Consider the following 25777-nt stretch of genomic DNA (forward strand, 5'->3'; position numbering starts at 1 on the left):
TAATGGGAATATTTGGAACAACTCGAGATATGGGAATAGATTTAGGAACAGCAAATACATTAATTTACTTGAAGGGGAAAGGAATTGTACTAAGAGAACCTTCTGTTGTAGCTATAAATGTAAATACTAATAAGGTATTAGCCGTTGGTGAAGAAGCTAAACAGATGATAGGTAGAACACCCGGTAACATTGTTGCCATTAGACCTATGCAGGATGGAGTAATTGCAGATTTTGAGATTACTGAAAAAATGCTTAGACACTTTATAAATAAAATTAGTTCAAAAGGTCTTACAAGTCCAAGAATTGTAGTCGGATTTCCGTCTGGTGTAACTGAGGTTGAAAAGAGAGCAATTGAGGAAGCAACTAAAAGAGCAGGTGCAAGAGAAGCATATTTAATGGAAGAACCGATGGCTGCAGCAATTGGAGCTGGACTTCCTGTAAATGAACCAACCGGAAGTATGATAGTGGATATTGGGGGCGGAACTACGGAAGTGGCAATAATTTCATTAGGTGGAATTGTAACAAGCAAGTCGCTAAGAGTGGCAGGGGACAAGTTAGATCAATCAATAATAGCCTTTGTTAAAAAACAGTACAGCCTTATGATAGGTGAGAGAACTGCGGAAAATATTAAAACAGAGCTTGGATCAGTATACGAGCTAGAAGATGATGATATGAGTATGGAAATAACAGGAAGAGATTTGATAACTGGATTACCCAAAGTGATCGAAGTAACGCAAAAGGAAGTAAGAGAAGCACTTAGTGAGCCAGTTCAAGCAATAATTGAGGCAATAATAACAACCCTTGAAAAAACCCCACCAGAGCTTGCGTCAGATATTATGGAAAAAGGAATTATGTTAACTGGAGGCGGAGCGTTATTAAAAGGAATAGATACACTTATAAATCACGAAACGCATATGCCTGTACACATAGCTGAAAATCCACTTGATTGTGTTGCCATAGGAGCAGGAAAAGCTCTCGTTAATATAGACGTCATGAGTAAAAGAAGATAAATATGGGATTTTTAAAAAATAAACTGGCAGTAGTTATTATAATACTGTCAGTTACATTTTTATCTTTAATAGGATATAGTGCAAATCGAGAAAAAATATCTTTCGTGGAGAATGGTGTGGGTGTAACGATAAATTCAGTGCAGGGTATATTTTATGGTGGGTTTCATAAAATAAAGGGTTCTTTTAAATTTATAACAAACTTGTCAAATATTAAAGCGCAAAATGAAAAACTTCTAAAAACTAATAGCGAGTTACAAGTTAAAGCATTAGAATATGATACTGCAATAAAAGAGAATGAGAGGTTAAGAAAAATGCTTAATTTTTCAACGCAAAGAGATGAATACAACTATGTAGGTGCTGAAATAAGAGGATTAAGTGGAAATAGTTTTTCAGATGGCTTTATAATAAATAAAGGCACAAATAAAGGCATAAAAAAAAATATGATAGCCATGACTGGAGACGGGCTCGTAGGTCAGGTTACATCTGTTGCTGATGATTGGGCCACCGTTCAATGTTTATCTAATGAAAATATTGCAGTGGCAGGTCTTGTTCAAAGGACAAGAGATAATAATGGTATGGTTAAAGGATATAAAGATGAAAACAATAAATTACTAGCCGAAATACAGCATCTATCTGTAGATTCAAGTATAAAAAAAGACGATATAATAGTAACATCTGGTCTCGCTGGCAAATATCCAGCTAAAATTAGAATTGGAAAAGTGCTAAGTGTTCATGAGGATAAAGGTGAAGTAATGAAAAGTGCTATAATCGAGCCATATGTTGACTTTTCAAAAATTGAAGAAGTTTTTATTGTGGTACCAAAACATATAAAAGATGGTGAAATAATATATTAGGAGTTGTAGTATGAAGAGAATATTAACAGTAGTATGGTTATGTATTCTATTCCTAATATTAGATAATACGTTGATGCCTTTACTCAAAATAAACGGTACATATCCAAGTTTAATATTTACTTTTGCACTGTGTTATTCGATTGTTAGTTCGCCAAAAGACGCAGTAATAATTGGAGTTTTTACCGGCGCACTGCAGGACATCTATTTCTTAAATGGATTTGGAATCAATATGCTAAGTAATATGCTTATGTGTGCTATAGCTGCAAACATAGGTAAAAATATATTTGTTGAAAAACCGTTTTTGCCAATAGTTTCAACTTTTGTATTAAGTTTAGTAAAAGGGTTAATAGTATTTTCTATATTGTTTTTGATAAAGCAATATACACATATGGGGGTAGTATTATATCATGGAATATATAATCTAATAGTTTCTATTTTTATGTATAAATTTGTATATAAACTTTCACAAAAAGAATATATGAAGAAAGAGTGGAAATTTTGATGCAGTACATTTATATGATTTTTAAAAGGTTGGTGCAAAAGTGAGAAAGAAAAATAAAAATAACAATAAATTTTCTAGATTTAATGCTTTAATTGTAATTATGATTTCGATTTTCTCAGTTATTATTTTCAAATTAGTGAATATACAGGTAATCAATGGCCGGGTGTATATGGAAACAGCAAATCAACAAAATCATAAGATAATATCTAAAGTAGCACCAAGAGGTGAGATAATAGATAGAAATGGTGCGAAACTCGCTACAAGCAAGCAAAGTTATATAGTGACATTTACTAAAACAAAAGAGAGTGAAGAAAAATTCTTGCCAACTATTGATAAGGTATTTAAAATTCTTGATGATAACAAGCAAACTCAGGTAGATGAGTTTGCACTTAAAGTAAAGACTAGTGAGGATAAAAAAGATGTAGAGTATAGTTTTGAATTTAAAACCTCAGATAAAACATCACAAGATTGGATGGAACTTAGATTTAAAAAAGATAGAGGGTTTGATGAGACAGTTATTAAAAAACTCTATAAGGGTAAAAAGAAAGATGATTTAACCGCTGATCAACTTAAAAAAGTTGATGAAGAACTTTTAAAGATTACGCCAGAAGAAGTGTATAATCAACTAATAGTGGATTATAAGCTGGACGAAATCAAGGATTCTAAAAGCAAAGAAGAGCTCAGACGGTATATGGTAGTTAAGGACAATATAAAAATTCAGAGCCTTTCTGGATATAAGCCAGTAGTTATCGCTAACGATTTATCTAAGGACGTTGCATTTATTTTTGAACAAATGCAACCTGAAATTCCTGGTATTAGTGTTATGACTCAGCCTGTTAGAGTCTATCCTAATAAGGATCTAGGTTCAGCTTTCCTAGGTTATATTTCTAAGATAAATCCTTGGGATTCATCTAAGTATGAAGAAAAAGGTTATGATATAAGTACGGATTCTATAGGTACGTCAGGAATTGAATCAGCTTTTGAAGATGTTTTAAAGGGAACTAAAGGACAAGAAAGTATAACAGTTAATAAACAAGGGCGTAAAGTTAATACTTTAGGTGAGATTGCAACTTATCCTGGACAAACAGTGCAGCTTAATATAGATAAAAATATGCAATATGCTGCAGAGAAATCTTTAGATGCTGTGATGCTCCATCTACAAAAAAAAGGGAAGGACATATCTCAAGCTGTTGATACAACAAATGCAACCAGAGGCGCGGCGGTGGTAATTGAAGTTAAGACGGGCAAGATATTAGCACTTGCAAGTAGACCTGGGTATGATCCTAATATGTTTAGGCAAGGGTTAACTAGTGCTCAATATGATGAGTTGTTAGGCCCAGTCACAGAGAAAATTGGACTAGATTATATTAAAAAAAGAGGGCTTGCAGATATTAAAGGGGTACTAACCGATAGTGATATGTCAAAATCCAAAGAAGAAAGAGAGAAAATAGTACTTGATTATATGTTCCCGATAGATAAAAGTGTAAAAGGGAATACTACAATTAGGAAGGATAATAATGATATTTTCCCCAAAGCAACTTTCAATTATGCAACTAAATCTCTAATACCACCTGGTTCCACATTTAAACCAGTGACAGCTATTGCTGGGCTAGATGAAGGCGTTATAACCAAGGATAGTCAAGTAAATGATAATGGACCATACAATCACCGTTATGAAAGCGTTACAGCTGCATGTTGGATATATAACGAGCATGGTTATGGGCATGGAATGGTAAATATTCAAAAGGCAATGAGAGAATCTTGTAATTTTTACTTTTATGATGTGGCTGATAAACTTTTTGAAAAGGCTGGTGAAAACAAAGCTGGATTAGACTTACTAGCAAAATATGCATGGAAATTTGGTCTTGGAATAGATCCGAACAGTAATAAAAAACCTGCTACAGGTATAGAGATTCCAGAAAACTTTGGACAGGTATATAATTATGAATCTAGTAAAGAAATATTAGCTAATATTCATATAAGTAATCTAGTGAAACTTTTACAAAGCGGAATAAATAATGGAGGAGTAAAATTTAAACCTCTTGATATTGAACCAAAAGCTGAAAGTGGCACTACTAAAGAAATAGATGAAATAAAAAAAGAAAATGAAAACAAACGTAAGTATCTTGCTATAATTAAGGAAAAAATGAAAAAAGACAAGGTAGATTCTATTAATTCAAATATGATAAAGGAGCTCATTGAAGGTTCCTCAGCATTAAAAGGTAATAATTATACAGATAAAGATATCAAAGCAATGTCTGAAACTATAAATTCAGAAATAAGTGATTGTAATACTGAAATTAATACTGCAGCTAATGCATACTATGCAGCTATAGGTCAGGGGTTTGATTCTTTTACCCCACTGCAGTTAGCAAATTATGTATCTACCCTGGTAAATGGAGGAAATAGATATGAACTGCATTTGGTTGATAAAACTTTAGATGCGGATGGAAATGTAATTAAGCAAACTAAGCCTGTAGTTTTAGAAAAAACTGGTATAAGTGAGAATACAACTAATATAATTAAAGAGGGTATGTTAGAAGTTACTAGTGATCCTCAAGGTACAGCATATGGGGTATTTAAAGATTTTCCTATACAAAATGGAGGGAAGACAGGTTCCGCTACTTTTAATGAGGTTACTCAAACAGCTCTCGGAAGGACTTCCTTCGGATATTATATTGGGTTTGCTCCCTATGACAAACCTGAAATAGCTGTTTGCGCAGTGGTTTTTGATGGAGGTCATGGTGGTTATGTTACTCCAGTTGCAAAAGCAGTTTATGAGCAATATTTTAAAGCAGAATTACTTAAAAAAGATCCTAAATATAAATTTATGGTTGATCCAGATAAGGGAACTAGTAATATAGATTTAAATAATACTACTAATGGAAATGGTCACGATTAGTAAAAAAATCTAAATTATAAATAAATTAGAACTTTAAATAAACTCTGACAAATTTGTTTGTTAGAGTTTATTTAATTGTAAAAGCATGGTGAAAAAATAAAAAAATATATTTATATTGAAATTAAGCAGGAATTTACTGTTAATATGTTGAAATAATAGCTTAAGTTCAATTATGGAGCAAAACGATTATTTATTTAAAAGTTACGTACACCAGATGAGAACTAGGAGGTTAAAATTATGGTTACAGATAAAATAATCATTAAGGGAAATAAAGAGGGATTAAATGTAGTTATAAATATGAATCATTTCAGTGATTTTGATGACATGCTAGAGTCTTTAATTGATAAGCTATCACAAGGGAGGAAATTTTACAAAGGTAGCACTTTGAAAATTACTACTGAACTTAAATACATAAATGAAAGGGAAAGTATAAAATTAAAGGAAATATTATTTGATGAATTTTTAATTAGTGATTGTATTTTTCAGGAGCAAGAAGATTCCGTAGGAAAAGTGTTTACTGGAATTTATGAGGGGAAAACTAAGTTTTTGAGGAAAACTATAAGAAGCGGACAAAGTATAAATTATCCTGGTAATGTAGTTATAGTTGGTGATGTTAACCCAGGAGCTGAAATATATGCAGCAGGAAATATAATTGTTATTGGTACTTTAAGAGGGGTTGTACATGCGGGTACTAATGGTAATGAAAAAGCTATAATTGCGGCAGTTAAGTTGCAACCTCAAATACTTCAGATAGGAAGCATAGTAACGAGGTCCCCTGAGGATGAAGTAAAGCCTCTATATCCGGAGGTGGCAAAAATTAAAAATGGCAATATCATTGTGGAACCGTATTTAGCAAATAAATATATATAATGGAGGTAATGCACATGGGAGAATCTATAGTTATAACTTCGGGTAAGGGTGGGGTAGGTAAGACAACTACCACAGCAAATATTGGAACAGCTATCGCATCTATGGACAAAAAAGTAGTAGTTATTGATGGAGATACAGGACTTCGAAACCTAGATGTTTTAATGGGACTTGAGAATAGAGTAGTATTTACATTAGTAGATGTTATTGAAAAAAAATGCAGGTTAAAGCAAGCCCTAATAAAAGATAAAAGGTTTAACAATTTATATTTGTTACCAACAGCTCAAACAAGAGACAAGAATGACATTGATATAAAGGATATGCTTTTAGTAGTAAAGGAATTAAAAGAAAACTTTGATTACGTTATTATAGACTGTCCTGCAGGTATTGAGCAAGGCTTTGAAAATGCTATAGTAGGAGCTGATAGAGCTATTATAGTGGTTAATCCTGAACTTACTTCAGTTAGAGATGCAGATAGGGTAATAGGAAAATTAGATTCTAAGGGTATAGATAGACATGAGGTTATAATAAACAGAATGAACTATGAAATGACAAAAAATGGGGATATGTTATCTGTAGATGATATTATAGAATGTTTGGCCATTAAATTAATAGGCGTGGTTCCAGATGATAGGAAGGTTACTATTTCAACAAACAAAGGGGAACCAATCGTTCTTGATGAAAAGTCTTTGGCGGGTCTAGCTTTTAAAAACATAGCAAGGCGAATAATGGGAGAGGAAGTATCATATGCTTCACTAGATGGATCATCATGTAGTGGGACAGGATTCTTTGCTTCTCTAAAAAGAATATTTAAAGGGATATAGGGGGTAGGGCATTAATGAATTTATTTAAAATGTTTTCTAATAAAATTTTTTCAAAGGATATTGCAAGTGATAGATTAAAGCTGATTTTAATACATGATAGAGCGGACTTTTCACCTAATTTTCTAGAAATGATTAAGGCCGACATACTAAAGGTAATTTCAAAATACGCCGAAATAGAAACGGGGGAAATTGAGGTTAGATTAACAACAACGGAAGAATATGAAGGAAATTCACCAGCACTAATTGCAAATATACCTATTAAAAAAATAAAGAGATAAGTTAGCAAAGGCTTTGTATAATTAACAACTTATGCATAGCTTTTTTTTATTAATATGATATAATCATATTTGAGATGGAGGTAGGTTAAACCATGAAAATTTTACAAAACCTAAGACTTAATAAAAAACTGTTAAGAGAATTGGATTATAGTGTGATTATAGTAGCAATTTCTATTGTGATTTTTGGATGCATAAATATTTATAGTGCTACAGTGAAGAATTATGGAACTAAGTTAGTTAAAATGCAAATTATATGGTTGATAGTAAGTATTGCTGTGATGTATGTTCTTTTGGTCTTTGATTATATGTTAATAGAAAATTATGCCGTTATAATATATTGGGCAGGCGTTGCATTGTTAATATATGGTGATGTTTTTGGAACTGTTGTAAATGGTGCAAGATCTTGGATAAATATAGGCATAGGCACCCTGCAACCTTCAGAATTTGCTAAGATTGGCATGATAATAATGCTGGCTAAGAAATTAGATGAAATGGAAGGGCGAATTAATGATCCTAAAAATTTGTTGGAGTTAGCATTTTATGTGGCAGTGCCAATGTTATTAATTATTATTCAACCGGATATGGGAATGACTATGGTAAGCTTTTTTATAGTACTAGGGATATTTTATTGTATTGGACTAAATTACAAAGTGATAATTGGAGGAATGACTTCAATATTGCTTATAGTTGTAGGTGTATGGAATTCTCCAATTATGAAAACTTATTGGAAAGGAAGACTCACTTCATTCTTGCATCCTGAGCAATTTGCACAAGGGTATGGTCATCAGCTTATTCAAGCAAGACTCGCTATAGGCTCGGGAGGAATACTAGGAAGAGGGTTTGGAAAAGGAGTGCAGTTTAGCTCTGTTCCAGAAAATCAGACGGATTTTATTTTTGCCGTCTTAGCAGAAGAATGGGGACTTATTGGTGCATTAGTATTATTATTATTATATGGACTACTTATATGCAGGTTAGTAAAAATTGCAAAAGAATCGAAAGATATTTTTGGCACTGTGTTGTGTGTGGGATTTATTTCGAATTTATTATTTTCAATAATGCAAAATATGGGAATGACAATGGGACTTATGCCTATTACAGGAATAACTCTACCATTTATGAGTTATGGTGGGAGCTCACTTTTAACAACTTTTATATCATTAGGATTAGTGCTTAATGTAGGTATGAGAAGGAAAAAAATAAATTTTTAATAATATTCAATAAATCATGAGGGGGAATAGATATGAGAATAGCACTAGTAGCCCATGATAAAAAAAAGGCTGATATGATTGACTTTGCAACAAGGTACAAGGATGTTTTAGAAAAACATGATTTATACGGAACAGGGACAACAGGAAAATTAATAAGTGAACAAGTGGGACTTGATGTTACTAGGTTTTTATCAGGACCACTTGGCGGTGACCAGCAAATAGGTGCAAAGCTTGCACAAGAAGAATTGGATATGATAATTTTTTTAAGGGATCCACTAACCCCTCAACCTCATGAACCAGATATTTCAGCACTTCTTAGATTATGTGATGTACATTGTGTTCCACTTGCCACAAATTTAGGTACAGCTGAAGTTTTAATGAGAAGTTTAAAAAATCGTAAATAGAACAACATAATCGAGTAAGCACTGCATAGTTTGCAGTGCTTATTTTGTTTAAGATGATATAATATATACTTTTTTCTTATAATATGTAATATAAATGGTAGAAATTAAATATATATAAATAGTAAAAGATTGTTAGAGGGGGATAAAATGGGTAATTATAATACGCAGTATCAAAGCTATTATAATAATTTGGCAAAAAGGCATAGAAGCGCAAATAGTTTTCATAGTGAAAACAACAAACAAAGTGGAATGCCTAATTTTTATATAAAAAGATTAACCAGGGAATTGATTGGTGTACTAGTATTGTTTATTTTTGTATTATGCTTAAAAGTAGTAGTTACACCTAAAACTCAATATGTTTATAATTATTCTAAGCAAGCAATAAACAAAGAGTATGATTATGGTACATTAATAGATAAAGCGAAGGGCGTTAAATTTAAAGATGTAGAAGCTGTTACAGTGAATTTCATAGAGAAGGTTAAAAGCAAAATTTCAAGTGGGGATGGAATAAATAGTAAAGATATTAATTTTTGATGATTTAATGACAGTTCAGAAGGGAAGCCGGCCGCTTCTATAAGTAGGAGGTCCATACTATAGCAAAAAAGAAACTTTAGCGGGAATATAGATCTCCTTCTGAAGTCGTTAATATTGCAGCTCCGCAGGAGATGATTTAATGACAGTTCAGCAATTGCTTTGGGGGATTAATTGATAAGAATAAGTAAGTTATTTATACCGTATATTATTTTGTTAATAATATTAGGATTTAAAGGAGAATTAGTAATAGCTTTTGCTTTTGTATTCATCCATGAGATGATGCATTATTTAACTGCTAGAATTTTAGGGTTTTCAGGCTTTGATATCGAAATTCTTCCTATAGGAGCCGTACTTAAGGTGAAAGATTTAGATGAAGCAAGTGCTAAAGAGGATTTAATAATTTCTTTATCGGGTCCCTTATTAAACTTATTATTAGCAGTTATTTTTTATATTTTATTTATATTATTCAATAGACCTTATTTGCATTTAATTTATAAAAGCAATTTAGCTTTAGGCATTTTTAATCTTATACCAGCCTTTCCACTGGACGGAGGAAGGGTGCTTAGGGATATACTTAATATTAAGACTATATATAGAAGGGCAAATGAAATTTCTATTAGGGTTAGTATGATTCTTGGAAGTGTTTTCATGTTTATATATTTTGTAAGTGTAGCAGCAAATAAAAGCAACTTTAATTTAGGCTTAATTTCTATATTTATTTTAATATCTTCGATTAAAGAAAAGGAAAGGATAGTATATTTGATTATGGGTTATATTATTAGGAAGAAACATAGATTTATAAAGAGAGGATATGTAGAGAATAAAAGTATATCTGTTTTTTGTGAAAAAAATTTATTATCGGTACTAGGAATAATTGATAAGAATAAGTACAATTTGTTTACAATACTAGATGAAAATATGACATTGCTAGATACGTTGTATGAAGAAGAAATAATTGAGGCAATAAAAGCCTATGGTAATATAAGCCTAAGTGAGTACATTGACATTAAAAAATTAAAAAATAATGTATAATAAGATATCTTAAAGTAAAACAAAGCCTATTAAAGGTTGGGTGTTTTACTTTAAGATATTTTTCATTTTGAGATTTAACGCTCATGTGTTAGAATAAAATAATGTAATGTGTCTATGGCAGATACAAAGGATAACTATTATCTAGCCTAGAGAAAAAACGAGGAGTGATTTCTATGAATAAAATTTCAGATGATATCTTATTTAAGGTCGAAAAGCCTGCTAGATACATAGGTGGAGAACTTAATTGTTGTTATAAAGATTTAGAAAAAATTGATATAAGATTTGCTTTTTGCTTTCCTGATGTGTATGAAGTGGGAATGTCACATTTAGGTAGTAGAATACTTTATCATGTATTAAACGAAAGAAGCGACACTTATTGCGAAAGAGCGTTTGCTCCTTGGCCAGATATGGAAAAACAAATGAGAGAAAATAATATTTCTTTGTATGCTCTTGAGAGCAAAGATTCTTTAAAGGAATTTGATATTTTAGGGTTTACTCTGCAATATGAGATGAGCTACACTAATATACTCAACATGTTAGATATGTCGGGTATTACTATAAGAGCTTCAGAGAGAGGTGAAGATGAACCCATAGTTATGGCTGGGGGACCATGTGCTTATAATCCTGAACCTCTTCACGATATAGTGGATTTCTTTGAGATTGGCGAAGGCGAAGAAATAATGAATGATGTGTTAGATATTTACAAAAAGTACAAAGGTCGTAAAAAAGAATTCCTAAGAGAAATATCTAAGATAAGAGGAATATATGTGCCTTCCTTATATGAGGTGTCCTATAATGAAGATAACACTATCAAGGAATTTAAGCCTAAATATGATGATGTTCCTAAAATCGTTAAGAAAAGATTCGTAACAGATCTTAATGAAGTTGCTTTTCCAGATAAAATCGTAGTTCCGTATACTGAAATAGTACATGATAGGGTAATACTAGAGACATTTAGGGGATGCACTAATGGATGTAGATTTTGCCAAGCGGGCATGATATATAGACCAGTTAGAGAAAAGAGTACAGCTAACATTATCGATGCTGCAGATAAATTATTAAAGAGCACAGGGTATAGAGAAATATCTTTAAGTTCTTTAAGCATATGTGATTATTCAGATATACGAAACCTTATAACGACGCTAATTGAAAAACATAAGGAAGACCACGTGAGTGTATCTCTGCCTTCAATTAGGATAAATTCTTTCTCTGTAGATTTAATTAAGGAAATACAAAAGGTTAAAAAAACTGGTATAACTTTTGCACCGGAAGCTGGAACCCAAAGAATGCGCGACATTATAAATAAGGGAGTTACAGAGGAACAAATATTAGAAGCTGCCAGCAGCGTTTTTGCTTCAGGGTGGTCAACTATAAAGCTTTATTTCATGGTTGGGCTTCCTTATGAAACTATGGATGATGTACGAGGCATTGCAGAGCTTTCGGATAAAGTTGTAGCAGAATACTTTAAAATCCCTAAGGAAACACGAAAAAGAGGATTAAGGGTTACTTCAAGTTCCGCTATATTTGTACCAAAACCATTTACACCATTCCAATGGGCGCCGCAAGCAACAATGGATGCGGTAGTTGAAAAAATAAAAGCAGTTAAGTATGCTATAACAAGTAAGGCGGTTATTTATAATTATCATGAATCTGTAGTTTCGTTTCTAGAAGCGGTAATTGCTAGAGGAGACAGAAGAATTTGTGATGTTATAATTAAGGCATTTGAAAAGGGTGCGAAATTTGATGGTTGGTCTGAGTATTTTAATTTTGAAATATGGAAAGAAGCAATGGATGAATGTGGCGTTTTAGGAGAATTTTATGCTTATCGCGAAAGAAGTTATGATGAAATACTTCCTTGGGATTTTATAGATATTGGTGTTAATAAAGAGTATCTAATACTCGAAAATGAAAAAGCAAAAAAAGTAGAATTAACTCAAAATTGCATGTTAGGCTGCACGGAATGCGGCGTTAATGTTAATTTTAAAGAAGGGACGTGTTTCAACGGTGCGTTATTTAATTAAGTATACTAAAGGCAGTGAAATTAAATTTGTTGCTCATTTAGATTTAATGAGAACCCTCCAAAAAATTATTAAAAGGTCAGTTCTTCCAATAGAATATTCAAAAGGCTTTAATCCTCACATGGCGGTATCTATTGCACAACCATTGTCTGTAGGGGTACATTCTGAGGGGGAATACATGGATGTAGTGTTAAACAGTGAGTTAGAAGAAAAATATATTATGGATAAAATGAATGAAAATACGCCACGTGGAATTGAAATTTTAGATGTGGTAAAAGTTATTCCAGTTGAGGGAAAAAAGAAAGCTCAAGCTATGGCGATTATTGATGCTGCTAAATATACAATTAAACTAAAATGCACGGGTGGAGAGGATGCACTAAAAACATTGCAGAGTATTTGTAGTGCAGGCGAATGGAACATCGTTAAGATGAGTAAAAGCGGAGAAAAAATGATTAATATAAAACCATTAGTGCATAAATTTGAATATGAAGTAGATAGCTCAGTAATTTGTATTTCAGCACTTATTGCTTGTGGAAGTCGTGCTAATTTATCAGCTCGGTTATTAGCAGACTATTTGAAGGAAAATATAGAGTCTATTAATAAAGAAGCTTTTGTTGATATAGAGCGGGAAGAAATGTATGCATATAAAGATGATAAATTAGTCACTCTTAGCGAGCTTTTCAAAAATTAGTAAAATAGGAGTGGATTAAAGTGAAAGAAATATATATTGAAAGGCAAGAAGAATTTTTAAGAATAGCTATAAAGGAAAATAACAAATTAAAGGAATGCTTCATAGAAGAAGAGGATAGTGGCCCTATTCCAGGAGAAATATATCAGGGAGTCGTAAAAAATATTGTTCCAGCAATTAAATGTGCTTTTATAGATATTGGGAAGGGCAAAGACTGCTATATGTATCTTGATGAAAAGTTTAAGAATACCAAGATAAAAAAAGGCGATGAGATTATAGTTGAAGTCTTAAAAGAAGAGATCGATAAAAAGGGAGCTAAAGTTACTAGTGCTTTCGGCATTGCAGGTATTTACTGCGTGCTTGTAAATATGAATAAAGACATAAGCTTTTCTAAAAAAATAAATAATAGAACTTTTGAAACTATGGTGGCAAATCAACTTAACAAGCCAGAGGATATAGGGGTAATGATTAGGACTAATGCCTTTGATGTAGACATTGATACCCTAAACGATGAAGTTCGTGAATTATATGAAATATATAAGGCCGTTATAAACAGAGCGAAGTATTCAAGAAATCCTATTTTGCTATTTAGTGATGCTGGAGCTTTAAACAGAACTCTACGTGATATTTTAGATAAAAACACTTTTAAAATAGTATTGAATAATGAAAGTGATTTTCAGTATACGAAGAAATTTACAGAAAAACGATCGGACATCAATGTAAAAGTTGAATTTCATAGTGAAAGCAGAATGTTACTGGATTATTACGGAATAGAAAAAGAAATACTCAGTCTTCGCAATCATAGGATTCCACTAAAATGTGGAGGAAATATTGTAATTGATAAAACTGAGGCAATGTATGTAATTGATATTAATTCTGGGAAGAATACAAAGAGTCGATCACTTCGAAAAACTGCACAAAGCACCAATATTGAGGCGGCGACAGAAATTGCAAGACAAATTAGACTTCGAAATCTAAGCGGAATCATTATAATAGATTTTATTGATATTGAGGATTTAGAAGTAAGAAAAATTATATTAGACGTTTTAGAAGCAGGATTTGCGGATGATAAAAACAAGACTGTAATTTATCCATTTACTGAGCTAAATTTGGTTCAAATTGCAAGACGGAGGCGCGGAAAGTCTATATACGAGTTTATTGAGGAACCTTGCAAGCATTGCGGTGGGAAGAGTAGCAGGGTTAAGCTAGCCTATATTCAATTTTTAATTAAAAATGAAATTTTTAAGATACATAAGGAACAGGGCATTAAAGATATATATATTGAAATTGACGAAATTTACAAAAAGGATATTATGGAGGATGTTTTAGAATTTGCACGTCAAATAGGAGCGTTAGATAATAAAATTTATGTGAATTTTATTCCCCATTTAGAAAAATTCAAAGTAGAATCGCTAATTTTCGCAAATCAAATAAGAAATTTGCAAACACAGAAGATATATGGGTAAATACACTTTACAAACATTTGGATATATGTTAGAATGTCATTTGTAGACCGCACACGTAAGGTTATAAACATACTTGCTTATTTTACATAAAGGTATGTACCTGGGATGGCGAGACTGGATCAAGGAGGTGTATTTTATGTACGCAGTTTTAGTTACTGGTGGAAAGCAATATAGAGTTCAAGAAGGAGACGTTTTATTCGTTGAAAAATTGGATGCTGAAGTTGAAACAACCATTGAATTAAATGAAATTCTTGCAGTAGGCAAGGAAGAAGGCTTAATAGTTGGAAAACCTGTAGTAGAAGGAGCTAAAGTTGTTGCTAAAGTATTAGCACAAGGAAAAGCTAAGAAAATTATAGTTTTCAAATTTAAGAGAAAGTTAGATTACAGAAAGAAACAAGGACACAGACAAGCATATACTAAAATTCAAATCGAGAAGATAGAAGCTTAGTTATGGTTAAAGTTGAATTTGTTCGAAGAAAAGGTAAAATAGTTTCTTTTAAAATAAAAGGTCATGCTCAGCCTAGAGAAGCAGAATTAGATGTAGATTTAATTTGTGCTGCTATTTCAGCAATTTCTCAAACTACAATTATTGGGATTGAGAAAGTTCTAAAAATTAAGGTGAAGTATGATATAGAGGATGGATTTTTGAATTTAGATTTAAAAGATCAAACCCTAAAAGATATCGAAAGATGTCAAGTTTTACTTGAAACAATGATACTTGGACTTAAAAGTATAGAAATTACTTATGGTGAATATATAAAAGTAGAAACAGAGGAGGTGTAGTACAATGTTAGTTATGAACCTTCAGTTATTTGCTCATAAAAAAGGAGTAGGTAGCTCAAGAAACGGTAGAGATAGTGAATCTAAGAGACTTGGGACTAAACGTGCAGATGGACAATTTGTTCTTTCAGGCAATATTTTAGTAAGACAAAGAGGAACAAAAATCCATCCAGGAAACAATGTTGGAATAGGTGGAGATGACACTCTTTTTGCTAAAATTGATGGAGTTGTAAAATTCGAAAGAATGGGCAAAATGAAGAAAAAAGCAAGTGTTTATCCTGTTGATGTAGAAACGTGTATTGCTGAATAATTTAAGGCACCCTTAAAGGGTGCTTTTTTAAAATTCTCTTTTGGAGGATAGTAATGAGTGATTTAGAAAGTTTTATAAACTTAATTAGAAAACAAAGACATGATTTTATGAATGATCTGCAAGTTATATCTGGATATTTGCAAACGAGGCGACCGAAAGATGCTTTGAAATACATAGATAGGTTATCCAAGGAAAATGAAATTATCAGTGAAATTTATAGATTACAAGATAATGGATTTTCACTATGCCTTGAGAATAATATTAAAAAACTATGGCAAAATGAAGTAAAAGTAGAAATAAACATCGAAATTAGCAATTTTAAAAGTAAAATTTTTGAAATTGGATATAATAAAAAAGGCGATTTACTTAACGCTATATTTATGGAACTAGAAGTTACTAATCAGAAATTTGTATATATTTATATATTCGAAGATGAATTAGGTGAAAGTTTACTGATTACTAATAATGAAGCTATGTCTGACGAAATGAGTTGGATGGATGAATGGCAACAAATAGAAACAGAAATAGATGATTTAAGAATTTATAAATGTGTTTTTGATAATAATATAGCTTATAGATTAATATTCAGTACCATAAGTGATGTTATCACCTGCGGCGCTGGGCTAATAAATTAAAATTAAACAAAATAGAAAATGAGCTAAGGTAAGGTGAAATATATGTTTATTGATACAGCCAGGATTTTTGTTAAATCAGGAAATGGTGGCAGTGGAGCCGTTTCGTTTAGAACAGAGAAATATATACCACTGGGTGGACCAGATGGTGGAGACGGTGGAGACGGTGGAGACGTAATATTAGTAGTTGATCCTAGTATGACTACCCTATTAGATTTTTCATATGCAAGAAAATTCGTAGCAAAAAATGGAGTAAACGGTTCTGGTTCTAAGTGTTATGGAAAAGCTGGAGAGGATCTGTATGTTAAAGTTCCAATGGGGACTATTGTGCGTGACATGGAAACAGAAAAAATAATGTATGATTTAGCTCATGATGGTGATAGTTATAGAGTTTGCAAAGCTGGACAAGGCGGAAAAGGTAATGTTAAATTTTGTACACCTACAAGGCAAGCGCCAAACTTTGCTGAACCAGGAATGCCAGGAGAAGAAAGATGGATTAAGCTTGAACTTAAGAGCTTAGCTGATGTTGGATTATTAGGTTTTCCAAATGTAGGCAAGTCAACATTGCTTTCAGTAGTATCAAAAGCAAGACCTAAAATTGCTAATTATCACTTTACAACTTTAAAACCGAATTTAGGAGTAGTAAGTGTTAAGGGTGCACAGAATTTTGTTATTGCTGATATACCAGGAATAATTGAAGGTGCAGCTGAAGGAGTAGGTCTTGGAATAGGTTTTTTAAGACATATTGAAAGAACTAGAATGCTTATTCATGTGGTTGACATTTCAGGAATTGAAGGTAGAGATGCTGTAGAAGACTTTGTAAAAATAAATGAAGAACTTAGAAAATACAGCGTTAAGTTATGGGATAGACCTCAGATAATAGCCGCTAATAAGAGTGATTTGCTGTTTGATGATGAAGTATTTGAAAACTTTAAGAAGAAATTAAATGAACTGGGATATGATGATAGTAAGATATTTAAAATATCTGCAGCTACAAATCAAGGTGTGGATGCACTTATGAAAGAAGCGGCTAGAATGTTAACTACTATCCCAGTTACGGAACTAATAATAAATGATGAAGATAAATTCATAATAGAAGAAAAGAGATTCACCTACACTGTTGAGGTTGATGAAGAAGGAACTTTTGTTGTTGAAGGAAGTTTTGTTGAAAGATTGTTAAGTGCTGTTAATATAAATGAACCGGATTCTCTTAAATATTTCCACAAAGTGTTAAAGAATAAGGGAGTATTTGAAGCATTAGTTGCAAAAGGAATTCAAGACGGTGATTTAGTAAGACTACAAAAGTTTGAATTTGAATTCTTATTATAAAAGATAATGAGCGATAATTCTTATCTTATAAGAATGTAACTAGGAGGATATTATGATTACAAGTAAACAAAGAAGTTATTTGAGAACTCTTGCAAATCCATTACAACCTGTATTTCAGGTTGGAAAAGCTGGAATAGAAGAAAATTTTTTAAAACAGATAGAAGACATATTAGAATCTAGAGAGCTTGTTAAAATTAAAATTTTAAACAATAGTGGAATAACTGCTAGAGAAGCATCAGATATAATTTGCACGGCTATAAATGCTGAAGGAATACAAAGTATTGGTAGTAAATGCGTATTGTACAAAAGGTCATTAAAAAAGCCTAAAATTGAATTACCATAAAAGCATGTAATTTTACATGCTTTTTCCTTTATATAAATTAGAAAATGTGTTATTATTTTACAGAAGGTACCTTATTATACTATAAAGAAGGTGTTACAGTGAAAAAGGCTATTTTTGGAGGAACCTTTGATCCAATTCACATAGGGCATGTTCATATTGCCTATGAAGCATTATACAATTTACATTTAGACAAGATTTTATTTATGCCAGCAGGGAATCCACCGAATAAAATTAATAAAAAAATAACAGATGCTCAAATTAGATATGATTTAGTTAAAAAGGCAATAGAGCACGAAAGCCACTTTGAAATAAGCGATTATGAAATTAATAAAAAAGAGAATAGCTATACTTATGAAACACTTGAACTTTTTAGTGAATCGCAAACTAATATAGAGTGGTATTTTTTAATTGGTGGAGACAGCCTAATGGATTTAGATAATTGGAAAAATGTAGATAGAATACTCAAAAGTTGTAAGTTGGTGGTTTATGGTAGAGCAGGATTTACAGTGGAAGAATTGTTAAAGCAGAAAAATCATGTAGAACAAAAGTTCAATGGTAAAGTGATTTTTCTTAATATGCCAATTATAGACATATCTTCAACGAACATTAGAGGTGGTATAAAAAAAGGTAGAAATGTTGATTATCTTCTTCCTAAGGGTGTAGAGGTAATAATTGATAATCTTCAGTTATATAAATAGGGGGATTTAAATGTGGAATGAGAAAGAAATGCTCCATTATTTGAAATTAAGTTTAAAAGAAAGTAGATTAAGACATAGTTTAAACGTTAGTGAAACTGCAGTAACGCTAGCAGTTATTTATGGAGAAAATGTAGAAAAAGCACGAATTGCAGGCTTAATACATGATTGTGTTAAGAATAAGACTGATGAGGAGCTTATAAAACTGGCTATAGAACATGAAATACAATTAGATGAAATATACCTAAAGAACCCACCAATTTTGCACGGATTAGTTGGAAGTATACTAGCTAGAGAAGTAATGGGGATTTACGACGAGGATATTTTAAATGCTATTCGTTATCACTCTACTGGTAGAAAAAGCATGAGCCTTTTAGAGAAAATAATTTATATTGCAGATTATATTGAGCCATTAAGAAAATTTGATGGGGTAGAAGAACTAAGAAGCTTAAGTAATATTGATTTAGATGCAGCAGTCATAAAATCTTTTGACAATACTATAAAATATGTTATAGGTCAAAAGGGATTATTGCATACGGATACAATAGAAGCAAGAAATTATTTATTAAGTAAATATAGTAGGTGAGAGTATGAGTGATAATAAAAAAAAGAGAAAAATAGTAAATTATAAAAGATTTGCAATTGTTATCAGTACTTTAGTGGTGACAGTGCTTGTGTTAATTTTTGGTTATCTTTATTTCTACTTAAATAGCTTTAATAATAGTGCATTAGATTTAACCCAAAAAGGATTAGCATCGGAATTAAATAATGATGATATAGAAAAGATTAAGAAAGATGGGAAATCTTGCAATATACTGGTTATGGGCGTAGATGTGGGTACTCCAGGTGCTACAAATGCTGACGATCCAAAGAGGACAGACACAATGATATTAGCACATTATAATGCAAATGATAAAAAAGTTAATTTGGTTTCTATCCCCAGAGATACTTTAGTTACGATAAATGGTAAAAATCAAAAAATTAATGCTGCCCATGCTATTGGTGGCGTGGATTATGCAGTTGCTGCTGTACAAAAGTTATTAGGTGTTCAAATTGACTACTATGGCAAAATTGACTATAAAGGATTTAATAAACTAATTGATGCTATTGGTGGAGTAAATATTGACATAACAAGGAAAATGGATTATAAAGATCCTGATCAAGATTTAAGGATTCATTTTGAAAAGGGGACGAATGTTCATTTGGATGGTAAACAAGCTGAGGAATTTTTTAGGTGGAGAAAAAATTCCGATGGTAGTGGTTTTGAAAATGGTGACTTAGGAAGAATAGAAAATCAGCATATGTTTATTTCTAAAGTTATGAAGAAAGTAAAAAGTCCTATTACAGTAATTAAGATTCCAAGCATTTTATCAGCAATAAAAAGTTCTGTAGAAACTAATATGGATGCTAATGATATACTTAAATATGGATACATATTTGCAACCATTGGTAGTGATAAGCTCTCCATGGATACCATTAAGGGCGATTTAAAGAGCGTACATGGTGTATCATATGTAGTATATAATAAAGCTCAAAATAAAGAAATTATTTCAAAATTAGAGGGCAGCCAGGTACAGAATATTGATAAGTCAAAACTTAAAATAAAGGTGATTAATGGGACTAAAACACCAGGACTCGCTAGTGACTTTTCAACATATCTTGTAGAAAACGGCTATAATAAAGCGGTAACAGGAAATGGTAAAGCTACTAGTAAAACTAAAATTTTAGTATATAATGGTAATAAAGACATGAAAAATGATTTAGAAAAAGATTTTAAAATAGACAATATTGAATTTTTATCCTCCAGTGATGAAAAATTCGATATAATAGTTTTCTTAGGTAAAGATCATAAATTAATGCATTAATAATTTTCAAAGAAGATTTCAGCCACCAAGGAGATGATTTAACTTACCAATACTATTTAATTATGAGGGGAAGAAAAAATGGGAAAATATATTATTAGCACAAAGTTAATGGCTAGAGATTGCGTTCAGGTAGGAAAGTTTCTTAAGGATGCAATAGTTGAAATGGAAGTAATTGCCATTGAGTAATGATAAATTAACATATGTAGTTGGAGCAAACATCGTTGACGTAAAGATAAGAGATTATTTAAAGTACACAGAAAATTTATCTGGCAGATTTATAAAAAGCTCAGGGCTTAGTGGGAAAATAAGGGTAAACAATCAAGTAGCTAAGTTGAATCTTAGAATAAATTCAGAGGATAAAATAGAAATTGATATGAAAAAAGACGAACATCAAAATATTGAGCCTGAGAAGATGGATATAGACGTGGTATATGATGATATAGACCTTATTGTTGTAAATAAGAGCCCGGGAATAGTAGTTCACCCAACTCGGGGTTATCCCAGTGGTACTCTTGCCAATGGAGTTTTGTATTATTTTAAGGAAAGAGATGAAAAATGCATTGTTAGACTCGTAAGTAGATTAGACAGGGATACTTCAGGTCTTATAATAATTGCAAAAAATCAATTTTCACATATGGCATTAGCTAGAGATATGCATAGCAGTGATTTGCAGGTAAGAGATATGCAGGAAAGCGACATGCATAGCAAAACTTTCGAGAAGAGTTATATGGCTGTTGTACATGGCAATATGGAAAATAAGACAGGTACTATTGATTTGCCTATTGGAAACCCCGATGAAGAAAGTGCAAGGAGAGAAGTTTGGGCAGATGGACAAAGAAGTATAACTCATTATGAAGTTATTGATTCTTTTGAAAATGGTGATTTGTTAAAAGTAACTTTGGAAACTGGTAGAACACATCAAATTCGTGTTCATTTAAGTCATATCGGTCATCCACTTTATGGAGATAGCCTTTATGGAGAGTGCGAAAGCCACTATATTGATAGGCAGGCACTTCACGCTTATAAATTAATTATTCCGCATCCAAGAACTGGTGAGAAGCTTATACTTAAATCAAAACTTCCAGATGATATAGCGAATTTGGTAAGTAAACTTAAAACTGAAAGTGACATATAAAAAAGCACCAAGTATAAACTATTAATCTAGTTTATACTTGGTGCTTTTTTATATGTTATGTTTTACTATTTAAAGTGTCTGGGAATATACTCTATTATGTTTCTCCTTTTTCCTATTTTCCTTTTTTTTGATATTATAACAAATAACAATAGTGCTAAAGCAAGTGCAAGATATTTTAGTGCATTTATTGTGTTTGTTGAGAGTGAAGGGGTTTGAACGTGCTTTTTAGCATAATCTATTCCACTAGTCAAATCTAAAGAATAAGAATCTTTACCATAAGTAATTGTAGCATTACTTATTAGAACACCTTTCTTAATTGGCGAAAGGCCTATTTTTTTTTCCTCAGTTTTAATAGTTGGAGTTAAAGTTGGATTTTTAGATTTAACAATATAAAGATCAGTTGAAGCAAGTAGCGGAACATTCGTACCGTCATCTAAAGTTAAATTTGATACTTTATCATTCTTATTAAATTGTTTATAGAGTTCAAAATTATCAAAGCCATAATCCAATAATTTTTTACTGTCTGGAAAAAATGTCTTTTCAGAGTCATGTACAAGAGATACTATAAGCTTTTGACCATTTCTACTAGCTACGGCAATAAAGGAATGCTGTGATTGGATAGTATATCCTGTTTTTCCACCTTCACAGCCTTTATAGTAGTGTGGGTCATTCTTTTGTATTAGTCTATTCTCATTCCAAAGAGGACGGTTTTCCTTGGATTTATTTGTTGCTGCCATTTTATATGAAGGCGTTGTTGAAATCATATTGTACTCGGGATGCTTAGTTAGCTCTTGCATAATTAGGGATAAATCATAGGCTGAAGTTTTATGATTTACGTCATATAGCCCATTTGGATTGACAAAATTAGTGTTTTTACAACCTAGAGATTCTGCCTTTTCATTCATAAGCTTTGCAAATTTTCCTGTGGAACCACTTATATGTTCTGCTAAAGCTACGGCACAGTCATTAGCAGAGGCTAATATTAATCCGTATAACAATTCTTTTACAGAAACTTTTTCGTCTTTAAGGAGATATATTTTTGAACCATCAGTCATCTCTGCGTTTTTACTTACAGTTACCACATCGTTTAAATTAGAGTTTTCTAAGACGAGAAGTATAGTCATTATCTTTGTGGTAGAAGCTGGTGGGTAAGCAGAATCTTTATTTTTCTCATAAAGTAGTTTACCAGTAGTGGCATCCATTAAAACCACACTATCAGCAGACACCACTGGCGGTTTTAATAGTGCTTTAACTGTTGGGGCCGTATTAAAAAATAAAAAAAATGATGCAAGTGCTATTGTGATTAATTTTTTCATAGGTTACCTCCAAGTTTTTCAACATTTATAGTATATCAAAAAAAATCTTTCTTAGCGATAGTATTTACGTAAACTTGTCAATAATTTTATATAGGATGGCAAAATAATTAGCAAGTGTCCTGTGCTCTAGGAGGTTAACGAGGAGATATTATGAAAAATAAAGAGAAAATAATTGGTTCTATAGTTATTTTATGCATAAGTATTGCATTTATAATTGCTGGCTACAAATTGTCAAGTCCAAAAGGAAATGTTAATGCTTCGGATTATAAGGATATATTTGTAGAAACTGATAAAACTTCAGAAAAAAAAGATGCAGAGGGCGTTATTGCAGCTGGATCAAATAAAGTAGAAGGTAGTAATGCAAAAGTAGAAGGTAGTAATGCAAAAGTAGAAGATAGTAATATAAAAGTGGATATAAAAGGTGCTGTAAAAGATCCTGGTGTTTATGATATAAAAAAAGGAAGTAGAGTTACCGATCTTATAAAACTAGCAGGTGGGGGAACTAGTGATGCAGACCTTGATGCGACAAATCTTTCTGCAAAACTAAATGATGAAGATTGTATTGTGATTTGTAAAAAGGGTGAGGTAAACAAAACACAAACGCCCCTGAATACTACTCTAAAGAGCAATTCTAACGATTCTGCGACTTCAAACTCGGGTAGCACTGAAAAGGGCGCTATTATTAACATAAACACTGCTAGCAAAGAAGAACTAAAGACTCTTACAGGAATAGGGGATGCTAAAGCTGATGTTATAATCGAATATAGGCAGCAAAATGGAGGATTTAAGTCTGTAGAAGAGATAACAAAAGTGGGCGGTATTGGAGAAAAGACCTTAAGCAAATTTATAGATAAGATAGACATAAAGTAATTAAATCATCTCCTGGGTCGCTGAAATGTCGTTAAACTAATAAAGTTTATATGGGATATTTGTATATTTATATGAACTAAGGATACAATATACAGATGAACGAGGGAGATTTAAAGCATGGAGTGTAGGATTAAACAATTCGACAAGATTATGCACATTGATATTGAATATATCGGTGAAATATGCTAAAATTAATAACATACATGGGGGTAGGTGATAGTGTGCCTGCCGAGTTAAAACTATGTTGTAGTGTTAATACAACGAATGAATTCAATTTACACATGTTTCATAATTAAATAGACATATTGCGGCTTAGATACATAGTTTTATGCTATCTGAGCCGCTTTTTATATTGTATTCCATAAAAAAAAGAGTTTATAACTCTTTTTTTAAATTCTCTTCAATAAATTCTATTCCGGTAAGTTCAATTTTATAATTTCCTCTAACCGCTTGTTTAGTTATAAGCCTTTTTTTCATTAAAGATTCAAGAGAAGATTTCAAAACCCTAATATCACCTTTACCATTACCTAGATTAAGCGCAAGTTTTATTTTTGCGATGCTTTGTGGGGATGCGGTTCTATTTTCATACAGATAGTTTAATATGCTATCTTCAATTTCTTTTATGTTATCTTTCATAAATATCCTCCTTCATTAGCGTATTTAGCCATAATATATAAGTATACTACATACATTAGGTAATATAAAGAAAAATTATCTAAGAAACTGTCATTGTAGATTGCAATATAAAATGTCCGAAATTTTCAAGAAAAATATAATGTTAAGTTGTAATGGTTTTCTGTTCCATCATATTGGCAGATAAACCGTTGAAAATCCTTCTTGGATAATTGTTGATCCAGTGCTGTATTTGCATAATTTGTTTTTTAGAGAATGCTGAAATATCCACACCTTTTGGGATAAATCGTCGTATCATTTTATTGATATTTTCGTTTGTGCCTCGCTCCCATGAACTATATGGGTGAGCATAATATACTTTAGTTCTCTTTCGTTTATTTCTTACTGAGTTCTCAATACCCTCGAAATCAAGGTTCTCACAGCCGTTATCACAGGTGATTGTTTTAAATGTTTTCGAGAATAACATTCCCATTTTACGCTCCAATTTGTCCAATTCTTTCACGACAGCCGCCTGTGATTTAGATGGTATTTTAAAGACTAACTCCTTACGAGTTACTCTTTCACTTAACACCATCAAGACAGTTTTTGTACCCTGTTTGCCAACTACAGTGTCCATTTCCCAGTGGCCTATCTCATCACGTGCAGCTACCGCTGCAGGTCTCTCCGATATGCTAGTTCCTTTGGTATTGTTATACGCTGATCTTATTTTTTTATAGTTTCTCTTTTTAGCATTCTTTTTAACAGGCAGATCTTTGTTACTTATATTTAAAAACAAATTATTATCCAAATAGTTATACACAGTTTTGAAGCAAATAGTTGTTTCAAATTGTAGATCTTTATTTGTGATATTTTGAATAGCTGCATACGGAGATTCGCCATCTATACCAATAGCTTTTTCTAAGTACTTCACCAATTTATGATCTTTTCCTATTTTTAATGCAGGACCTTTAGCGGTACCTTGTTTGTCATGCTCTGACTGCCCAATTTCTGCGCTATATTCCATTCGAGTGGTTAAGTCACTATTCAATAGTTCTACAATTCCTTTAGCAATTTCACGCCTTATTGTACGTTCTGAGCGCCCACCTATTTGCTCCGCAATACGAGTTGAATTAAGTCCCATTTTGTGTAAAGCTTCTAACTTTATGCGTTCCTCGTATGTTATGTGTTTACCTTTTCTGCTCTGTGTGATAAAATCTAATTGACTCATTTGAAATCCTCCCGTATATGTTGGTTTAGTCACTTAACATTATACAAGAGTATTTCTCTTGAGTCTTTATTTTTT

Annotated in this window: 28 protein-coding genes; 25 read left to right on the forward strand and 3 right to left on the reverse strand. The window is 32.0% G+C overall.

Going from position 1 to position 25777, the window contains the following annotated elements:
* Window positions 1-2: 2 nt before the first annotated feature.
* The 24 genes from KTC94_RS16995 (at window position 3) to KTC94_RS17110 (ending at window position 21676) form a co-directional block, all read left to right on the forward strand.
* Window positions 3-1010: a rod shape-determining protein gene (locus KTC94_RS16995; RefSeq protein WP_216301767.1), complete on the forward strand. Its 1008-nt coding sequence runs from the start codon at window positions 3-5 to the stop codon at window positions 1008-1010.
* Window positions 1011-1012: 2 nt separating this feature from the next.
* Window positions 1013-1864 carry a rod shape-determining protein MreC gene (mreC, locus tag KTC94_RS17000; RefSeq protein WP_216301768.1) on the forward strand — a complete coding sequence of 284 codons (852 nt, stop codon included), beginning with the start codon at window positions 1013-1015 and terminating at the stop codon, window positions 1862-1864.
* Between the two features lie 10 nt (window positions 1865-1874).
* Window positions 1875-2366: a rod shape-determining protein MreD gene (gene mreD, locus KTC94_RS17005; RefSeq protein WP_165412877.1), complete on the forward strand. Its 492-nt coding sequence runs from the start codon at window positions 1875-1877 to the stop codon at window positions 2364-2366.
* A 40-nt stretch (window positions 2367-2406) separates the two neighbouring features.
* The gene (locus KTC94_RS17010) at window positions 2407-5268 is read left to right on the forward strand and encodes a penicillin-binding transpeptidase domain-containing protein (protein WP_258280649.1); all 2862 of its coding nucleotides are present in this window, start codon (window positions 2407-2409) and stop codon (window positions 5266-5268) included.
* A gap of 237 nt (window positions 5269-5505) precedes the next feature.
* Complete coding sequence (minC, locus tag KTC94_RS17015; RefSeq protein ID WP_216301769.1) at window positions 5506-6138, forward strand: septum site-determining protein MinC; 633 nt, start codon at window positions 5506-5508, stop codon at window positions 6136-6138.
* Between the two features lie 14 nt (window positions 6139-6152).
* Complete coding sequence (minD, locus tag KTC94_RS17020; RefSeq protein ID WP_165412880.1) at window positions 6153-6959, forward strand: septum site-determining protein MinD; 807 nt, start codon at window positions 6153-6155, stop codon at window positions 6957-6959.
* Window positions 6960-6973: 14 nt separating this feature from the next.
* Window positions 6974-7237 (forward strand): cell division topological specificity factor MinE, encoded by a 264-nt coding sequence (minE, locus tag KTC94_RS17025; protein ID WP_165412881.1) that lies wholly within the window; start codon window positions 6974-6976, stop codon window positions 7235-7237.
* 98 nt (window positions 7238-7335) lie between these two features.
* Window positions 7336-8445, forward strand: a complete 1110-nt coding sequence (gene rodA, locus KTC94_RS17030; RefSeq protein ID WP_369811907.1) for a rod shape-determining protein RodA — start codon at window positions 7336-7338, stop codon at window positions 8443-8445.
* A 32-nt stretch (window positions 8446-8477) separates the two neighbouring features.
* On the forward strand, window positions 8478-8849 hold the full coding sequence (locus tag KTC94_RS17035; protein WP_165412883.1) for a methylglyoxal synthase: 372 nt from the start codon (window positions 8478-8480) through the stop codon (window positions 8847-8849).
* A 147-nt stretch (window positions 8850-8996) separates the two neighbouring features.
* A complete protein-coding gene (locus KTC94_RS17040; RefSeq protein ID WP_165412884.1) occupies window positions 8997-9383 on the forward strand; it encodes a hypothetical protein in 387 nt (128 codons plus the stop codon).
* Window positions 9384-9554: 171 nt separating this feature from the next.
* Window positions 9555-10415 carry a M50 family metallopeptidase gene (locus tag KTC94_RS17045; RefSeq protein ID WP_220320167.1) on the forward strand — a complete coding sequence of 287 codons (861 nt, stop codon included), beginning with the start codon at window positions 9555-9557 and terminating at the stop codon, window positions 10413-10415.
* 173 nt (window positions 10416-10588) lie between these two features.
* Window positions 10589-12436, forward strand: a complete 1848-nt coding sequence (locus tag KTC94_RS17050) for a TIGR03960 family B12-binding radical SAM protein (protein ID WP_165412886.1) — start codon at window positions 10589-10591, stop codon at window positions 12434-12436.
* Window positions 12387-13124 carry a TIGR03936 family radical SAM-associated protein gene (locus tag KTC94_RS17055; protein ID WP_187351421.1) on the forward strand — a complete coding sequence of 246 codons (738 nt, stop codon included), beginning with the start codon at window positions 12387-12389 and terminating at the stop codon, window positions 13122-13124. The genes KTC94_RS17050 and KTC94_RS17055 overlap by 50 nt, the downstream gene beginning before the upstream one ends.
* A 20-nt stretch (window positions 13125-13144) precedes the next feature.
* Entirely contained in the window at window positions 13145-14587 is a 1443-nt protein-coding gene (locus KTC94_RS17060) for an Rne/Rng family ribonuclease (protein ID WP_216301775.1), read from the forward strand.
* A 136-nt stretch (window positions 14588-14723) separates the two neighbouring features.
* A complete protein-coding gene (gene rplU / locus KTC94_RS17065; protein WP_165412889.1) occupies window positions 14724-15035 on the forward strand; it encodes a 50S ribosomal protein L21 in 312 nt (103 codons plus the stop codon).
* A gap of 2 nt (window positions 15036-15037) precedes the next feature.
* Window positions 15038-15370 (forward strand): ribosomal-processing cysteine protease Prp, encoded by a 333-nt coding sequence (locus KTC94_RS17070; RefSeq protein ID WP_220320168.1) that lies wholly within the window; start codon window positions 15038-15040, stop codon window positions 15368-15370.
* Between the two features lie 4 nt (window positions 15371-15374).
* On the forward strand, window positions 15375-15677 hold the full coding sequence (rpmA, locus tag KTC94_RS17075) for a 50S ribosomal protein L27 (protein WP_165412891.1): 303 nt from the start codon (window positions 15375-15377) through the stop codon (window positions 15675-15677).
* 53 nt (window positions 15678-15730) lie between these two features.
* Window positions 15731-16312 carry a Spo0B domain-containing protein gene (locus KTC94_RS17080; protein WP_220320169.1) on the forward strand — a complete coding sequence of 194 codons (582 nt, stop codon included), beginning with the start codon at window positions 15731-15733 and terminating at the stop codon, window positions 16310-16312.
* A gap of 42 nt (window positions 16313-16354) precedes the next feature.
* Window positions 16355-17638 (forward strand): GTPase ObgE, encoded by a 1284-nt coding sequence (gene obgE / locus KTC94_RS17085; RefSeq protein WP_220320170.1) that lies wholly within the window; start codon window positions 16355-16357, stop codon window positions 17636-17638.
* Window positions 17639-17690: 52 nt separating this feature from the next.
* Complete coding sequence (locus KTC94_RS17090; protein ID WP_165412894.1) at window positions 17691-17981, forward strand: YhbY family RNA-binding protein; 291 nt, start codon at window positions 17691-17693, stop codon at window positions 17979-17981.
* Window positions 17982-18025: 44 nt separating this feature from the next.
* On the forward strand, window positions 18026-18679 hold the full coding sequence (gene nadD / locus KTC94_RS17095) for a nicotinate-nucleotide adenylyltransferase (protein ID WP_216301778.1): 654 nt from the start codon (window positions 18026-18028) through the stop codon (window positions 18677-18679).
* A gap of 10 nt (window positions 18680-18689) precedes the next feature.
* Window positions 18690-19262 carry a bis(5'-nucleosyl)-tetraphosphatase (symmetrical) YqeK gene (yqeK, locus tag KTC94_RS17100; protein ID WP_220320171.1) on the forward strand — a complete coding sequence of 191 codons (573 nt, stop codon included), beginning with the start codon at window positions 18690-18692 and terminating at the stop codon, window positions 19260-19262.
* Between the two features lie 4 nt (window positions 19263-19266).
* Window positions 19267-20541, forward strand: coding sequence for an LCP family protein (locus tag KTC94_RS17105; RefSeq protein ID WP_258876435.1), 1275 nt, complete (start codon window positions 19267-19269; stop codon window positions 20539-20541).
* A 178-nt stretch (window positions 20542-20719) separates the two neighbouring features.
* On the forward strand, window positions 20720-21676 hold the full coding sequence (locus tag KTC94_RS17110; protein WP_165413707.1) for an RluA family pseudouridine synthase: 957 nt from the start codon (window positions 20720-20722) through the stop codon (window positions 21674-21676).
* A 65-nt stretch (window positions 21677-21741) separates the two neighbouring features.
* Here the strand turns inward: KTC94_RS17110 and KTC94_RS17115 are convergent, their stop codons facing one another.
* Window positions 21742-22992, reverse strand: a complete 1251-nt coding sequence (locus KTC94_RS17115; protein ID WP_220285965.1) for a D-alanyl-D-alanine carboxypeptidase family protein — start codon at window positions 22990-22992, stop codon at window positions 21742-21744.
* A 150-nt stretch (window positions 22993-23142) separates the two neighbouring features.
* Here KTC94_RS17115 and KTC94_RS17120 point away from each other — a divergent pair, with 150 nt between their 5' ends.
* The gene (locus KTC94_RS17120; RefSeq protein WP_220320172.1) at window positions 23143-23862 is read left to right on the forward strand and encodes a helix-hairpin-helix domain-containing protein; all 720 of its coding nucleotides are present in this window, start codon (window positions 23143-23145) and stop codon (window positions 23860-23862) included.
* 375 nt (window positions 23863-24237) lie between these two features.
* Here the strand turns inward: KTC94_RS17120 and KTC94_RS17125 are convergent, their stop codons facing one another.
* A complete protein-coding gene (locus tag KTC94_RS17125; RefSeq protein ID WP_216301781.1) occupies window positions 24238-24498 on the reverse strand; it encodes a hypothetical protein in 261 nt (86 codons plus the stop codon).
* 142 nt (window positions 24499-24640) lie between these two features.
* Window positions 24641-25702 carry an IS30 family transposase gene (locus KTC94_RS17130; protein ID WP_220320590.1) on the reverse strand — a complete coding sequence of 354 codons (1062 nt, stop codon included), beginning with the start codon at window positions 25700-25702 and terminating at the stop codon, window positions 24641-24643.
* Between the last annotated feature and the right edge of the window lie 75 nt (window positions 25703-25777).

The sequence above is a fragment of the Clostridium sp. CM028 genome (genome assembly GCF_030585565.1).
Taxonomy (GTDB): Bacteria; Bacillota; Clostridia; order Clostridiales; family Clostridiaceae; genus Clostridium_AD; species Clostridium_AD estertheticum_B.